At 37.7% G+C, this 15,135-nt stretch carries 14 protein-coding genes and 1 riboswitch; of the genes, 6 read left to right on the forward strand and 8 right to left on the reverse strand.

Features of this window, described 5'->3' with window-relative positions:
* Window positions 1-166: 166 nt before the first annotated feature.
* The 4 genes from CHI06_RS13575 to CHI06_RS13590 all read right to left on the reverse strand — a co-directional run bounded on the left by CHI06_RS13575 (window position 167) and on the right by CHI06_RS13590 (window position 4,426).
* A complete protein-coding gene (locus CHI06_RS13575; RefSeq protein WP_095249105.1) occupies window positions 167-775 on the reverse strand; it encodes a Bax inhibitor-1/YccA family protein in 609 nt (202 codons plus the stop codon).
* A 90-nt stretch (window positions 776-865) separates the two neighbouring features.
* The gene (mscL, locus tag CHI06_RS13580; protein WP_095249094.1) at window positions 866-1,240 is read right to left on the reverse strand and encodes a large conductance mechanosensitive channel protein MscL; all 375 of its coding nucleotides are present in this window, start codon (window positions 1,238-1,240) and stop codon (window positions 866-868) included.
* A gap of 72 nt (window positions 1,241-1,312) precedes the next feature.
* Window positions 1,313-2,545 carry an aminopeptidase gene (locus tag CHI06_RS13585; RefSeq protein WP_095249095.1) on the reverse strand — a complete coding sequence of 411 codons (1,233 nt, stop codon included), beginning with the start codon at window positions 2,543-2,545 and terminating at the stop codon, window positions 1,313-1,315.
* Window positions 2,546-3,154: 609 nt separating this feature from the next.
* Complete coding sequence (locus CHI06_RS13590) at window positions 3,155-4,426, reverse strand: MDR family MFS transporter (protein WP_095249096.1); 1,272 nt, start codon at window positions 4,424-4,426, stop codon at window positions 3,155-3,157.
* Between the two features lie 253 nt (window positions 4,427-4,679).
* Between CHI06_RS13590 and CHI06_RS13595 the strand changes: the two genes are divergently transcribed.
* Both CHI06_RS13595 and hutH read left to right on the forward strand, forming a co-directional pair.
* Complete coding sequence (locus CHI06_RS13595) at window positions 4,680-6,869, forward strand: DNA topoisomerase III (RefSeq protein WP_095249097.1); 2,190 nt, start codon at window positions 4,680-4,682, stop codon at window positions 6,867-6,869.
* Window positions 6,870-7,166: 297 nt separating this feature from the next.
* On the forward strand, window positions 7,167-8,684 hold the full coding sequence (hutH, locus tag CHI06_RS13600) for a histidine ammonia-lyase (RefSeq protein ID WP_179292615.1): 1,518 nt from the start codon (window positions 7,167-7,169) through the stop codon (window positions 8,682-8,684).
* Between the two features lie 30 nt (window positions 8,685-8,714).
* Here hutH and CHI06_RS29760 read toward each other — a convergent pair whose 3' ends face one another.
* Window positions 8,715-8,879, reverse strand: coding sequence for a hypothetical protein (locus tag CHI06_RS29760; RefSeq protein WP_165979187.1), 165 nt, complete (start codon window positions 8,877-8,879; stop codon window positions 8,715-8,717).
* 609 nt (window positions 8,880-9,488) lie between these two features.
* Window positions 9,489-9,576, forward strand: a riboswitch (cyclic di-GMP riboswitch).
* Between the two features lie 32 nt (window positions 9,577-9,608).
* Between CHI06_RS29760 and CHI06_RS13605 the strand changes: the two genes are divergently transcribed.
* Entirely contained in the window at window positions 9,609-9,743 is a 135-nt protein-coding gene (locus tag CHI06_RS13605; protein ID WP_257009284.1) for an anti-repressor SinI family protein, read from the forward strand.
* 197 nt (window positions 9,744-9,940) lie between these two features.
* On the opposite strand, the gene CHI06_RS13610 is transcribed toward CHI06_RS13605, so the two are convergent.
* Complete coding sequence (locus tag CHI06_RS13610) at window positions 9,941-10,270, reverse strand: helix-turn-helix domain-containing protein (RefSeq protein ID WP_095249100.1); 330 nt, start codon at window positions 10,268-10,270, stop codon at window positions 9,941-9,943.
* Between the two features lie 207 nt (window positions 10,271-10,477).
* Here CHI06_RS13610 and map point away from each other — a divergent pair, with 207 nt between their 5' ends.
* On the forward strand, window positions 10,478-11,230 hold the full coding sequence (gene map, locus CHI06_RS13615) for a type I methionyl aminopeptidase (protein ID WP_095249101.1): 753 nt from the start codon (window positions 10,478-10,480) through the stop codon (window positions 11,228-11,230).
* Window positions 11,231-11,254: 24 nt separating this feature from the next.
* Here the strand turns inward: map and CHI06_RS13620 are convergent, their stop codons facing one another.
* Entirely contained in the window at window positions 11,255-11,482 is a 228-nt protein-coding gene (locus tag CHI06_RS13620) for a DUF1128 domain-containing protein (RefSeq protein WP_045524415.1), read from the reverse strand.
* Window positions 11,483-11,715: 233 nt separating this feature from the next.
* Between CHI06_RS13620 and CHI06_RS13625 the strand changes: the two genes are divergently transcribed.
* Both CHI06_RS13625 and CHI06_RS13630 read left to right on the forward strand, forming a co-directional pair.
* Entirely contained in the window at window positions 11,716-12,096 is a 381-nt protein-coding gene (locus tag CHI06_RS13625; protein WP_095249102.1) for a YtxH domain-containing protein, read from the forward strand.
* Window positions 12,097-12,135: 39 nt separating this feature from the next.
* On the forward strand, window positions 12,136-12,972 hold the full coding sequence (locus tag CHI06_RS13630; RefSeq protein ID WP_095249103.1) for a YihY/virulence factor BrkB family protein: 837 nt from the start codon (window positions 12,136-12,138) through the stop codon (window positions 12,970-12,972).
* A 207-nt stretch (window positions 12,973-13,179) separates the two neighbouring features.
* On the opposite strand, the gene CHI06_RS13635 is transcribed toward CHI06_RS13630, so the two are convergent.
* Window positions 13,180-15,096, reverse strand: coding sequence for a heavy metal translocating P-type ATPase (locus tag CHI06_RS13635; RefSeq protein ID WP_095249104.1), 1,917 nt, complete (start codon window positions 15,094-15,096; stop codon window positions 13,180-13,182).
* Between the last annotated feature and the right edge of the window lie 39 nt (window positions 15,097-15,135).

The following is a 15,135-nucleotide window of genomic DNA, read 5'->3' on the forward strand; positions in this document are numbered from 1 at the left end:
TCTGGACGGGAATCAGGAGAGCCCTCTCGTTACAGATGATCCCAATTTTTAGCCTGAATGGAAAATAGACGAATCATTTGTCCTCGTAACAATTTGAACTTACCAAGTTCTACCTTCTACTAGTAAAGTATATACAAAAAGCCGGGAAGCTCCCGGCTTTTGCTGTTTAATCTTTACTTGAAAGAATTCCGAAGATACGTAAGATACTTACGAACAGATTGATAAAATCTAAGTATAGGTTTAATGCCATCAATGGAACTTCTTCAGCACTTACCCCATAATGCTTCATACGGTTGAAATCATACAATACATAACCACTAAAGACCAATACGCCAATGAAAGAGAATGCGAGCATACCAGTTGAGCTAAGCGGCATGAAAATATTAAAAATAGAAACAGCAACTAAAGCAAGTAAGGCTGCTAACAAGAATCCGCCTAAAAAGGAGAAATTTCGTTTGGATACTGTTGCATAAATGGCTACTCCAGTAAACACGACAGTGGTACTTCCAAAAGCCATCAAGACTACATTTGCTCCAGCGGTCATGGCATAATAGGAAACAATCGGATATAAGGTAATTCCTGAAATAAATGTAAAGATATAAAGGAACGTATAAGAAATGGCTTTTTTTCGTCTAAAGAAAAAGGCAATCATCAATAAAACAAATTCAAGGATAGCTAATGGTAAAAATAATGCCGGCGGTACAAAGGTACCTGCCATGGTTCCAACAAAGGCGATGGCAAGTGAAAGAGCAAATGTCCTAATGACTGATGGCATAAATTCAGTAGATGTTTGTGTATACAATTTTCTTCACCTCAAGTGTATTTATATATAGAATATACGAAGAAAAGGTCAAGATGTTTCATTTTATTTAGAAAAATCTTTTTCAACTCTCAATAAATCTCGTATCTCAGCAAGAAGCTCTTCTTTTTTATCAATTTGAACCACCACTTTAACTTCTTCTTCCTTCTTTTTAAAACGAGAAAGGAATTTTATAAACATAAAAATAGAAAAAGCGATGATTAAGAAATCAATAATCGACTGGATAAATACTCCATATTTGACTGAACCATAAGCCAATTCAGAAACATTTACTTTTCCTATAATCATTGCAATGATTGGCATAATAATATCCGCAACTAGAGAGGATACGATTTTTCCGAAAGCTCCGCCAATTATAACACCGACTGCAAGATCAATTACATTACCTCTCATGGCAAACTTCTTAAATTCATTTAACATAATTTTAACCTCCGAATTAATTAAAGTAAAAAGCAGCTTCCTATTAAGGAGCTGCTCCATTTATTATACCATTTAAAATGCCCAATTGCCTTTTCTAAATACCGGTTCGCTTGTTCCATCCGCTTTAATGCCATCAATGTCCATTTCATCCGAGCCAATCATGAAATCAACGTGAGTAATACTATCATTGAGTCCATTCTCCTTCAATTCTTCAGAAGACATTTTCTTGCCGCCTTCAATACAGAACGCATAAGCGCTTCCGATGGCTAAGTGGTTTGAAGCATTTTCATCGAACAAAGTATTATAAAATAGGACATTAGATTGTGAAATTGGTGAGTTGAAAGGAACGAGTGCTACTTCACCAAGATAATGAGAGCCTTCATCCGTTTCAACTAAACGCTTTAGGAACTCCTCACCTTCTTCAGCCTTATAACCAACAATTCTTCCGTTTTCAAAGGTAACAGAGAACCGGTCGATAATATTTCCGCCGTAGCTTAATGGCTTTGTGCTTGCAACCGTACCATTTACACCCTCACGATGAGGAACGGTGAAGACTTCTTCAGTCGGCATATTAGCCATAAATTCAAAACCATTTTCATTTACACTGCCAGCTCCAACCCAAAGATGATTATGCGGTAGTTCGATGGTTAAGTCTGTTCCTGGTGCAGTATAGTGAAGCTTTTGATAATGTCTTTCATTTAAGTAGTTAACCTTTTCATGCAGTGTTTGATCATGCTTTTTCCAAGCTTCCACTGGATTATCAGTATCCACACGAACGGCTTTAAAGATGGCATCCCACAGTAAGGAAACTTGTTGGTCGCTCGGTGCATCTGGAAAGACTTTAGCAGCCCATGCAGGAGATGGTGCAGCAATAACGGTCCAGCTGACTTTGTCAGATTGAACGGCTTGACGATATTTAGACAAAGCGGTTCCAGCGGCTTTTTGGAAGTTAGAGATACGCTCGGGATTTACTCCTTTTAGTAAGTCAGGGCTAGAAGAAACAATGGCCATAAAGGCGGCACCTTGTTCAACGAATTCCTCTTGTTCTTTTGCACGTAAGGCAGGGTATGTAGTAAAAGCTTCATCTGGTGCTAATTCGTATTTTGTTCTGGATACCACATCGTCGTTCCAGTTAACTACAACGTTATGTGCGCCTGCTTCATAGGCTTTTTTAACAACCTGGCGGACAAATTCTGCAGAATCTAAGGTCGTGTTCACTACTAATGTTTGACCCTTCTGAATATTAACTCCAACTTTAACAGCTAGCTCAGCATATTTCTCAAGGTTCTTTTGAAATTCACTCATATTTTAGTCTCCCTTTTCAGAATCTTCCTTATATATTTTAGCCTTTTTCATGTTAAAAAGAAACTGATAACAGTAGAAAGGCTATAGAGCTCAAATCTAAGCAAAAAAATAAGTAGGGATGAACTTTCTACTCTAATTTACTGCCGTATACTTTTATATTAAAATATACACCCGCAGAAAATAATACTAAAAATGTAATAATACCGGACCATGAAGTGGGGGACATAAATTGGGATAATTCCATCAATACCACCATCCTTATAATAGAAAACGGTTACATATTAATTATAATAGTAAACCAGTAAAATGTGAACATTTTAGTACAATTTATTGACGAATTTTTGAACATAAGCTGTGAATGCTAGTCTTTGATTTTGGCACTCTGTTGATTGGAACGGAAGGCACGAGACTCCTCGAAAATGCTATCGCATTTTCTTCGTGCGTGGGTGGATTCGTGGATGTGAAATTCAATGTCCTGCGGGAGGACGGGGCAGGGGAGACCCCGCAGGAGCTTAAGCGCCGAGGAGGCTTCCCGAACCGCCCGCGGAAAGCGAAGTGCCTAGAGTGGAAATCAACAGACTACTTTACCACAGTCAATAAAAAAGGATCCTAACTAGGATCCAATGCTGTTTTCTTTTCAAATGAATGAAACATTAGCCAATACAATCCTGCACTTGCAAGTGCCAGCAGGGAAAGTACAAAAAATGTCCACTCATACCCTATCAAAACGGTCAAAGGGATTGATAATGGAGCGATGGTGCGGCTGATTGTGAATCTCAAGCTGGCAGCAGCAAAATATTGCCCTCTCATATGCTCGGGTGCAAGCTTGGAGACAAAGCTTTGTTGAATTCCAGCTCCCATTAACTCTGCAAAGGTAAAGACAGCCATTGCAATGATAAATCCCCAAATCCAATGAGTCTGACTAAAAAGTACAATGGAAATGGCATATATGATAGATGAAAGAACAAATACATTCCGTTCCTTATATTTACCCATCCATTTAGTAATCACGACCGTTAGTAATGCAACGAGGAAGCCATTTTCTGCAAGCACAATTCCAAAGGCTTGCTCACCCTTAACGGTGAATGACCAGTCTCCGATAGAAAATAGAGTCTGCGAATCGATTACGTCTTTCATATAAACAGGAAATAATAAATCCAATTGCATAAAAGTTTGACCCGCTAAGACGCCTGCAATAATAAAAAGCAAAAAGGTCTTATCTTTTATGATTAATGTGTAGTCCTTTAACTGATTCTGTAAGAAAAAGTACCATTTTCCTTCCGCTTCCAAGGGGTTGATTTTTTGTATTGGTGCTGTTTCCCGCGTAAACTTTGCTAATATTAAGCCAAGTAAAATACAAACAATACCTGCAAAGAGTAAAGTTTCAAAACGATAATTTACATAAAAAATTGCCCCTAAAATAGGACCTATTACTACTGCGATATTAATGGAAGTATAGAAAATGGCAAATACATTGCTTCGATCTTTTTCTTCAACGACATCAGCGACCATCGCTTGACTGGCAGGCCAATAAAACGAACCAAATACACCAGCAATCGCGAAGGATATAAATCCTACCCATGGAGAATCAAGCCAAGGAGAACTTGCGATTGCAAAAGCTATAAAAGAAAGTCCTTGTCCAAAGGCTGAGAGAACCATCATGCGTTTCCTTCCAAAACGATCGGCACAATATCCACCCATTAAATTGGCCAATACTGAGAAAATCTGTGAAAATACCAACAAAAATCCTGCTTTATTTTTGCCAAACGCCTCAGCGAAATAGATTGTCAAAAACGGAAAGAACATCCAAAAGGTTATGTTCATCATGGCTTCGCTAAATAAGCGAACTTTTAAGTTAGGATCCCAATCTCTAATCCTCATGTAGTACCTCCAAAACCAATATGTATGATAGCTAATACATCATACTATCCTCAAATAGGAAAATACAAGAAAAAAGCAGGAGTTTCTGTACACCTTCTTAGTCAATTAATCCCAATCTTTACAAAGACTACTTTAGTTAGTCTCCCAGGCAAGCAATGTCTATTTTGACGGCTAAATAAGAGGTCTATACTTTTCCCACACTGAAACTATGGTATATTAGACGGTACATAGTCAGTAAAGGAGTTCTTAAAAAATGGCAAAAAGTATAGTAATTGCTGAGAAACCTTCCGTTGCACGTGATATCGCAAATGTATTAAAGTGTACGAAGAAAGGCAATGGATTTTTAGAAGGAAACAATTATATCGTTACTTGGGCGCTAGGACATTTAGTAACTTTAGCAGATCCTGAGGTATATGATAATAAATATAAAACATGGAACCTGGAAGATCTTCCTATGCTTCCAGAACGCATGAAATTAGTTGTCATGAAACAAACTGGAAAGCAGTTTAATACTGTAAAAACACAATTAAGCCGTAGTGATGTGAATGAAATAATTGTGGCTACTGATGCAGGGAGAGAAGGAGAATTAGTTGCACGTTGGATTATTGATAAAGCAAACGTTCATAAGCCAATCAAGCGTCTGTGGATTTCTTCTGTAACAGATAAAGCGATTAAAGATGGATTCAGTAACTTAAAGCCTGGTAAGGCTTATGAAAACTTATATGCTTCAGCAGTAGCCCGTTCGGAGGCAGACTGGTACATCGGTTTAAATGCAACTCGTGCATTAACAACTAAATTTAATGCTCAATTAAACTGTGGTCGTGTACAGACACCAACAGTTGCCATGGTTGCAACACGGGAAGATGAAATAAAAAGCTTCAAACCTCAAACATATTATGGCATTGAAGTTCAAACAGATGGACTTAAATTAACGTGGCAAGATAGGAATGGTAATAGTCGCAGCTTTAATAAAGAAAAAATCGATGCAATCGTTAAAACACTTGGACGTAAAGATGCAACTGTTGTTTCCATTGACCGTAAAGCAAAGAAAACATTCTCACCTGCTCTATATGATTTAACAGAGTTACAACGTGATGCCAATAAAATCTTTGGTTATTCAGCTAAAGAAACCCTAAATATCATGCAAAAACTGTACGAGCAGCATAAAGTGTTAACCTATCCTCGTACAGACTCACGTTATTTATCTTCAGACATTGTTAGTACGCTTCCAGAACGTTTAAGGGCGTGTGGTGCAGGTGAATATCGTTCTCTTGCAAATAAAGTGTTAACAAAGCCAATTAAAGCAACAAACGCCTTTGTAGATGATAAGAAAGTAACTGATCACCATGCCATTATTCCAACTGAAGGTTATGTGAATTTCTCAAGCTTTACAGATAAAGAACGTAAAATATATGACCTTGTCGTAAAACGTTTCTTAGCTGTATTATTCCCTGCCTTTGAATACGAGCAGTTAACCGTACAAGCAAAAATTGGTGATGAAAAATTCATTGCTAAAGGAAAATCGGTTATTAATGCTGGGTGGAAAGAAGTGTACGAAAACCGATTCGATGATGAAGAATCAACTGATGATATAAAAGAGCAGTTATTACCTCGTCTTGAAAAAGGTGATGTATTAATAACAAAGTTAATCGCACAAACATCAGGTCAAACAAAGCCTCCTGCACGCTTTACAGAGGCTACTATTCTGTCAGCTATGGAAAACCCTACGAAGTACATGGAAACAAACGATAAGAAGCTTGCAGAAACGTTAAAATCAACTGGTGGACTTGGCACAGTTGCAACTCGTGCTGATATTATTGAGAAATTATTCAATTCATTCCTAATTGAAAAACGTGGTGGAAAAGAAATCTATATCACGTCTAAAGGTCGCCAACTACTAGAGTTAGTACCAGGAGAATTAAAATCACCAGCGACAACAGCTGAGTGGGAACAAAAACTTGAGCTCATTGCTAAAGGGAAACTAAAAAAAGATGTGTTCATAAATGAAATGAAAGAACATACAAAAAAAATCGTGGCAGAAATTAAAGCAAGCGATAAAAAATACAAGCACGACAACATTTCCACAAAATCTTGCCCAGACTGTGGAAAACCAATGCTAGAAGTAAACGGCAAGAAAGGCAAAATGCTTGTCTGCCAAGATCGTGAATGTGGTCATAAAAAGAATGTCTCACGTGTAACCAACGCACGCTGTCCTCAATGTAAAAAGAAAATGGAACTTCGAGGTGAAGGTAACGGTCAAATCTTCGCATGTGCATGTGGATATCGTGAGAAACTATCTGCTTTTGAAGCACGACGTAAGAAAGAAACTGGTGGAAAAGTGGATAAACGTACAGTTCAGAATTATTTAAAACAGCAAGAAAAAGAAGCTGAACCGATTAATAATGCTTTTGCAGACTTATTAAAAGGGATAAAATTTGATTAAATGATCAAAAAAGTTGAAGTGTCCATCTAGAAGTTTAGATAGGCACTTCAACTTTTTTGTATTATTGTGCTAAAGTATTATCGTGCTAAAATTCTGACAATTATGTTGACAATCAAGCTTTTCATCACATACAATAACTATTAGAATAAAAATATTTGAATGGACTGATAACCTATGAGACATCCAAAAACAAAATATTATTCGAATATGTTAATAAAAGAGGCTGGACTCCAAATCTAATGAGAGATGGAATCCAGCCTCTTTCTTTATTCTATTAAAGTGGTAGAGGTGAGAAATGTGATTATGCTAACTGGTCAAAGTTTAACATTGGATCAAATGAAAGAAGTTTTATATCGAAAAGAGAAGGTTTTTGCTTCGGAAAAAAGTATGGAAGTAGTAAAAAAGAGCCGTGAAGCGGTAGAGAAAATCGTTTCCGAGCGCAAAGTAGTTTACGGTATTAATACGGGATTTGGGAAGTTTAGTGATGTATTAATTGATAAAGAACACGTCAGGGATTTACAGCTTAATTTAATTCGCTCACATGCTTGTGGAGTGGGAGATCCTTTTCCGGAAATTGTTTCAAAAGCAATGGTTCTTTTACGTGCGAATGCGCTTTTAAAAGGGTATTCAGGCGTTCGGCCAATACTGATTGAGAAGCTTTTAGAACTCGTTAATACAGAAATCATACCGGTCATTCCTCAGCAGGGTTCATTGGGTGCGAGTGGTGATTTGGCTCCTCTCTCCCATTTAGCTTTAGTTCTGATAGGGGAAGGTGAAGTATTTTACAAAGGAAATCGAATGGAATCAATCCATGCGCTTCAAATGGAAGGAATCCTGCCGCTAACATTAGAGGCAAAAGAAGGTCTTGCATTAATTAATGGAACCCAGGCGATGACAGCTATGGGGGTTGTCAGCTATCTTGAAGCTGAACAGCTGGCATTTGAAAGTGAGCTTATTGCAGCCATGACAATGGAAGGGCTAAATGGAATCATTGATGCATTTGCTGAGGAAGTTCATGTAGCAAGGGGCTACCAGCAGCAGATTGATACGGCAGCGAGAATCCGCAGGTATTTAAGTGATAGTTTATTAACCACAGTTCAAGGAGAATATCGTGTTCAGGACGCTTATTCCCTAAGATGTATTCCTCAGGTACACGGGGCATCGTGGCAGGCACTTGATTATGTTAAGGAAAAATTAGAAATCGAAATGAATGCGGCTACAGACAATCCACTCATTTTTGATGATGGAGAAAAGGTTATTTCTGGAGGGAATTTTCATGGTCAGCCAATTGCCTTCGCAATGGATTTTATGAAGATTGCAGTTGCGGAGCTTGCCAATATATCTGAAAGACGGATTGAGCGATTAGTAAACCCACAGCTGAACGATCTGCCGCCTTTCCTAAGTCCTGAACCTGGTTTGCAGTCAGGTGCGATGATTATGCAATATGCTGCGGCGTCGTTAGTATCTGAAAATAAAACACTTGCCCATCCAGCCAGCGTTGATTCCATTCCCTCATCTGCAAATCAAGAAGACCATGTGAGTATGGGTACCATTGCCTCTAGACATGCCTATCAAATCATTCAGAATGCTAGACGAGTGCTGGCGATTGAACTCATTTGTGCTATGCAGGCGGTTGAAATTCGCGGGGTGGAGAAAATGGCATGCCAGACAAAGAAGATATATGAGAAGGGGAGAGAGCTTGTTCCTTCTATAAAGAAGGATCGAATCTTTTCAAAGGATATCGAGAGGGCTGCAGAAGGTCTTAAAGAGTGGGACCTAAAGAAACTCATTCAAAAATTTGATAATGTAAAATAAGCAAAAAAGGCGTGAAAAATTCACGCCTTTTTACTCTATGTCTTCCGTTTCAACTCTATTCTTAAATGCTTCTCGTACTACAAGGAACTCTTCGTCCCCAATAGCATCCTTTGAATGCCTTTCAGTTTGGTTATCCTTTGGTAAATTTCCAGGATGACCTTTCTTCTTGTGATTAAAATGTTCTCCACGTGCCAAATTAAACACTCCTTTCGTCTACGAATGTATCATTCCCAAACGAAGGAAATTTATTAGTGAAGATGGGGAGGATTAGTGAATTATTCCTCGCTCCCTTTTTCATCAGACTTTACAGGGCTGCACATGCGGTCAATAAGGAAACCGAAAAACACTAAAAAGCCAATTGGAATTACATAATTCAATACATGAATGGTTGTCATCGACTGAACTCACTTTTATTATTTGAATATTTATAATATTTAGTATATTGTAATGTTGGTAACAATAATTGTCAATTGTCACAAAATAGACAAATTTCACTAGCCATTTTAACCTATATTACATGGTTTTTACTTAGGGAAAATATCCCGATTTCGACTGTAAGATTCCTTATTTTCCATTAAACTTCCATTAAGATGAAAAGCTTTCTACATTTTGCGAATCATTCAAAGGAGTTTTTGTAGAAAAATGGAATAATTTGTGTAAAAAAATGGTTCGAAAAATTAATATTTCTGACAAAATACAACACGATACTAAAAAAGTACTATATATAATGAACATAGGAATTATTAAGTAGGAAGAGTTGTCTACAAAATATACTGAATAATCAATGATTTATAAGGAATATGAAACAGAAAAAGGCAAACCTATTGAAAAATGGAGACGCAAAGCCGAGGATCTAAGGTATATATTTTACTATGATGGCCGGGCTACCTGGAATACGAATATGTATTTTAGGGGTGAATGAACGTGGCAATAACGGATGGTATGATGAATGGAATGGATGCAGAATGGTTAGCTCTTATCGTAGAAGCAAAAGCTTTAGGGATTTCGAAGGAAACAATTCTTGATTTTCTTCATCAGACGAAGTTAGAGATGTACTAGTAAAGAATTTGTAAGATACATAAAGGAACAAAGCATACTACAAAAATAAGGTAGTATGCTTTGTTCTTTTACTTGCCCAGCTCCAGGCGACATCGGCTCGCAGGTCTACAGCCAATCCGTCCAAAAGGTTAAAAACCAACCTTTCAGCCGGCTCGTCTTATGCTTGTCGCCGATAGGCGGGCGCCTTCCGCTTTTCTTTATTCATTATTATTCTGACCGATTCGCCACTTATTAAATTCAATAAAATCGCGAAATTGATCTTTCGATACACCAGAATCCATAGCCTCTTTTACAATGTTCATCCAATCACTATCTAATTCTTCTTTGTTTATCTGTTCATTTATTAGATGTTCAACAGGTACGTTTAATACAGAAGAAATTTTTTCAAGGAACTGAATTGACGGATTCCTTTGCAGGTTTCTTTCCAGAGAGCTTAAATAAGATTTAGCAACTCCTGCTTGCTCAGCAAGTTCTGATAATGACATTTTTTTTTCTGAACGAAGTTTTTTAACACGATCACCGATCATTGGGCTCACACACCTAATATTTATTATTACTACAATAATTTTATCAGAAAAGATGGAAAAGTTCCATATTAAGAACGGCTGATTTCCACGAAAATATTCCAAAATAGCATAAATTTTTTGAAATAATGGTTTGTTAACGATAATATTAAAGAGTGTTTCCAATTCTGCAAAAATACATAAAAATAATAAAAAAAGGTTGGGAAGATGATGATTGTTCTTAAATCACAGCGGGAAATCGATGCGATGAGAAAAGCAGGAGAAATTCTTGCATCCTGTCATAAAGAAATTGCAAAAATGATAAAACCAGGTGTAACAACCTGGGAGATTGATCAGTTTGTAGATGAATTCCTTGAAAAACACAAGGCAACCCCGCATCAAAAGGGCTATAAGGGATATAAGTATGCTACCTGTGCCAGTATTAATGACGAAATATGCCATGGCTTTCCTAGAAAAGAGCCATTAAATGAAGGGGACATAGTCACCATCGATATGGTTGTTAATTATAACGGAGGGCTAGCGGATTCTGCATGGTCCTATGCTGTTGGGAAGGTTTCAAAGGAGACTAAACATTTATTAAATGTTACGAAGGAGGCACTTTATAAAGGAATTGCAGCGGCTGTCCCTGGTAATAGAATCGGAGATATCGGACACGCGATTCAAACGTATGTAGAAGGAGAAGGTTTTTCAGTTGTTCGTGATTTTATTGGCCATGGAATTGGGGCTGTCATTCATGAGAAACCGGATGTACCACATTACGGACTGCCAGGAAAAGGACCAAGGATTAAAGAAGGAATGGTGTTTACAATCGAGCCAATGGTCAATGTCGGCATGTATCAAACCAAAATGGATACAAATGGCTGGACAGCTAGGACCATTGATGGTAAATTTTCTGCTCAATATGAACATACCATTGCCATCACTAAGGATGGACCGATTATTTTAACTGAACAGGATAAATAAAAAACAGATCTCCTTGAGATCTGTTTACTTATTTTTTCGTAGATTTCCTAGCTCTTCTACCAAGGCTTGCATTTCATTTGGGCTAAAAGATGGTTTTTTAATAACCATTTCATAAATTTCTTTTAATTCCTCATACATTTCTTCATCAAAGTGTGAAGGTTTTATGGCTCCGAGATTTAATACCTTTAATTTTTCCTTAATTTGTTCAATCATAAACTCTACATTTTCTGTTGTTTTTTCTGATAGATTCATCCTGTCACCCTTTCAGCATTCGTAACTTTATCTTTCCATTATCAATGGCAGATGTCAATCTAAACATGTTTTACGGTGTCTATTGATGGGTAATAAAAATAATGTATAAAAATATGGACAATCCTTGCATTTGGCAGCAAGCTTAAAGCAAAATATAAAGTGGAGTATATTGGTATTTTTTTCATAATGATGAAAACAATGATAAAAACATTCCGAAAGGAGAGGTTAAAAAAATGAGTAAAAATTTATTTTTAAAAGGCATTTTCTATGGAGCGTTAGTGGGTGGAGCTCTAAGTTTATTAGATAAAAAGACACGACAGGATATGAAGGTCAATGTAAAAAAAGGGTATGAGCAGGTATCCTATATTGCTCGCCATCCTGGAGAAATAACGGAAAATATTAAAGGGACTGCTGAAAAAATTAGAAACACGATTGAGCAGGTCAGCGAGGACATTTCTTATATTACGGGAAAAGTGGACGAACTTCGAGAGTTAACTCCTCAAGTAAAGGAAATTGTTAAAGAGACAAAGAGTACTTTTTCTAATCATGAGGATTCAGACGTAGAAGAGCTGTTAAAAGAGGTTGTTGTGGAAGAAGACTCAAAAGAAAAGTAACCAAATATGAATTGGATCCGTTGAAGGGAGAGGTGAGAAATGGAGAAAGCAGTGAATGTTCGTAGATCTTTGTTAAGGTTGCTTTGGCACCGGATAGAAGAAGATGATATTCCAGGTTTATCAGCACAACTTGCCTATTTCTTTCTTCTTTCACTTTTTCCACTCCTCATTTTCATTTTTACATTATTGCCATATCTGCCCATTCAGCATCACGATATACTTGGGGGAATTGCAGACTTTGCCCCTCCTCAGACAATGGAGTTAATTGAAAAGAATGTAAATTATGTCATGAATAATCGAAATGGTGGTTTACTTTCATTCGGTGTAATTGGGACCATTTGGTCGGCATCTAATGGAATTCATGCTCTAGTAAGAGCTTTTAACAAAGCCTACAATGTGAAAGAAAGTCGTTCGTTTATTGTTTCTAGAGCAATGGCCATCGTGCTGACCATCGGGATGATTTTTGTTTTTATTGTTGCCGTTTTACTTCCGATATTCGGAAGGGAAATTGGAATATTTCTTTTCTCCTACTTAGGTTTTAAACTGGAATTCCTCCGTATTTGGGAAATGTTAAGATTAGTCATAAGTGCTGTTATATTATTTCTAATATTTACTGGATTATATTGGATTGCTCCCAATGTTAAATTACGCTGTAGAAGTGCATTCCCTGGAGCCGGTTTTGCAACCGTTGGCTGGATCCTTTCTTCCTATGCGTTATCTTTCTACGTCAGTAAGTTTAACAACTTTTCACTGACCTATGGAAGTATTGGAGCCATTATTGTTTTACTGATTTGGTTATACATATCGGGGTTTATCATCATTCTCGGCGGTGAGATAAATGCTTTCTATAGTGAGAAGAATAAAACTAACTGTTAAAATTTTTCATAATGAAAAATACTTTATTGCAAACAATATAGATGGGGAACAGACAACGAATAGGGGGGCACACCATGACTAAACAAACAAAAAAAGATGGCGGCACAAAACAAAAGGGTAAAGGCAGTAAAGGAAATAAAACATCGGGTTCTGCTAACGGCAGCAACGGATATCATTAAATAGAACCGGGCTTGATAGCCCGGTTCATTAATTTTTTAACAGTCTTAAACTATTCAAAATGACAAGAATAGTACTGCCTTCATGACCAATTACCCCAAATGGCAAATCCAGCAATTGAAAAAAGTTGGAAGAAATTAAGATCATGATCACGGTGATGGAGAAGATAACGTTTTGTTTAATAATCGTATTCATCCGTTGTGAAAGATGAATGGCTTCAGCTATCTTTGGTAAATCATTTTTCATTAAGACCACATCCGCTGTTTCAAGTGCAACATCGGACCCTTCACCCATCGCAATACCAACATTTGCAATGGCCAATGCCGGAGCGTCATTAATTCCATCTCCCACCATCGCAATGGTTTTGTATCTTTCTTTTAATTTTTTGAGCTGTTCCACTTTTTCTTCAGGTAGACATTCAGCAAAAAATTGATCGACATGACTTTCCCCAGCAATTGCTTTAGCAGTTTTCTCACTATCACCAGTAAGCATGACCGTGAAAATACCTTGTTGCTTTAAATGGTCGATGGCAAGCTTTGTTTCTTGTCTCACAACATCTTTTAACGCAATCATCGCAGCTAAACAATCGTTTACCTCCACAAATACAAGTGTATTGCCTTTGCTTGCTAGGTCAGCTGCTTTCCCGGCAGCGAATGTTAGAGCACCCTCTTTTCCAACAAAATCAGCTTTGCCTATTTTCCACTGTTCACCATTTATTTCCGCCTTTACGCCCCACCCAGGAACATCTTCAAGGTTTTCAGGGTGAACAAGGTCGCGTTCAAGATTTTCTTTCACATACTTGACGATGGACTGTGCTAGTGGATGATTCGATTGATTTTCAATGGATGCTGTCTTCCATAAAAGCTCCATCTTATCAAAGTTTTCATTCACAATTATTTCGGTAACTTCAGGTTTTCCCTTTGTAAGAGTACCAGTTTTGTCGAAGGCAATCGCTTCTAAGTGGCTGAGGTTCTCTAAATGCACGCCGCCTTTGACTAAAATACCTCGTTTTGCGCCATTTGAAATGGCAGACAATGTTGCAGGCATAATCGAGGCTACCAGTGCACAAGGAGATGCGACCACTAAGAGTATCATTGCTCGATAAAACGACTCGTTCCAGCTCCAGTCAAGTAGGAAATAGGGGAGGAACATCATCAATAAAACAGCAGCTAATACGGTTTTTACATAGGTTCCTTCAAAGCGTTCAATAAACAGCTGTGAAGGAGATTTTTCACTTTGAGCAGATTGCACAAGTTCAATTATTTTATGAAAGAGTGTTTCATTACTTGTTTTTGTTGTTTGGACGGTGATGGCTCCTGTTAAATTTACCGTCCCCGCAAATACTTCCTTATCTAGGCCTTTCGAAACAGGCATCGATTCCCCAGTAATCGCAGCCTCATCAATGTTCGTATACCCATTCTTTATAATGCCATCTGATGGAATTCTTTCTCCAGGCTTTACGAGAATCTGGTCGCCAACTTTTAGCTCGGAAACGGGGACACGCCTTTCAATCCCATTATTAATTAGAAGAGCTTCTTCCGGCTGAAGCTTCATCAGCGAGGAAATCTCTTTGTGACTCTTGTTCATGGTATAGGTTTCTAATGCACCACTAACAGCAAATATAAAAATCAAAATGGCGCCTTCTGTCCAATAGCCGATAATTGCAGAACCAATCGCAGCAAAGATCATCAACATTTCAACGTTTAGCTGTTTGTTTTCATAGGTAGCTTCTATTCCTTCCTTGGCTTTGGCGAAGCCGCCAATGACAAAAGCCAATAAATAAAAGATAATTGAAGCAACATGATCCCCTATTTTGTCGGTAATCCATCCCGCAGCAATGAAAACACCGCTTAATCCTGCAGCAATAAGTTCTGCGTGAGGCATTATTTTTTCAACCATGCCTACCTTTGGAAGACCTTTAGATAACCTCTTAGCGTCCGTACTCATTTTCAGTTCCCCTCCCCTATCTATATCTGTCTAGCTGCA

The sequence above is a fragment of the Bacillus sp. 7884-1 genome (assembly GCF_002272245.1).
In the GTDB taxonomy this organism is placed as follows: domain Bacteria; phylum Bacillota; class Bacilli; order Bacillales; family Cytobacillaceae; genus Neobacillus.

Coding starts and splice junctions, on each gene's coding strand:
- CHI06_RS13590 (WP_095249096.1), bottom strand. CDS start 4,426: ATGAGGATTAGAGATTGGGATCCTAACTTAAAAGTTCGCTTATTTAGC.
- CHI06_RS13635 (WP_095249104.1), bottom strand. CDS start 15,096: ATGAGTACGGACGCTAAGAGGTTATCTAAAGGTCTTCCAAAGGTAGGC.
- CHI06_RS13630 (WP_095249103.1), top strand. CDS start 12,136: ATGGAGAAAGCAGTGAATGTTCGTAGATCTTTGTTAAGGTTGCTTTGG.
- mscL (WP_095249094.1), bottom strand. CDS start 1,240: ATGTTAAATGAATTTAAGAAGTTTGCCATGAGAGGTAATGTAATTGAT.
- map (WP_095249101.1), top strand. CDS start 10,478: ATGATTGTTCTTAAATCACAGCGGGAAATCGATGCGATGAGAAAAGCA.
- CHI06_RS13610 (WP_095249100.1), bottom strand. CDS start 10,270: ATGATCGGTGATCGTGTTAAAAAACTTCGTTCAGAAAAAAAAATGTCA.
- CHI06_RS13620 (WP_045524415.1), bottom strand. CDS start 11,482: ATGAATCTATCAGAAAAAACAACAGAAAATGTAGAGTTTATGATTGAA.
- CHI06_RS13625 (WP_095249102.1), top strand. CDS start 11,716: ATGAGTAAAAATTTATTTTTAAAAGGCATTTTCTATGGAGCGTTAGTG.
- CHI06_RS13595 (WP_095249097.1), top strand. CDS start 4,680: ATGGCAAAAAGTATAGTAATTGCTGAGAAACCTTCCGTTGCACGTGAT.
- CHI06_RS13585 (WP_095249095.1), bottom strand. CDS start 2,545: ATGAGTGAATTTCAAAAGAACCTTGAGAAATATGCTGAGCTAGCTGTT.
- CHI06_RS13575 (WP_095249105.1), bottom strand. CDS start 775: ATGCCATCAGTCATTAGGACATTTGCTCTTTCACTTGCCATCGCCTTT.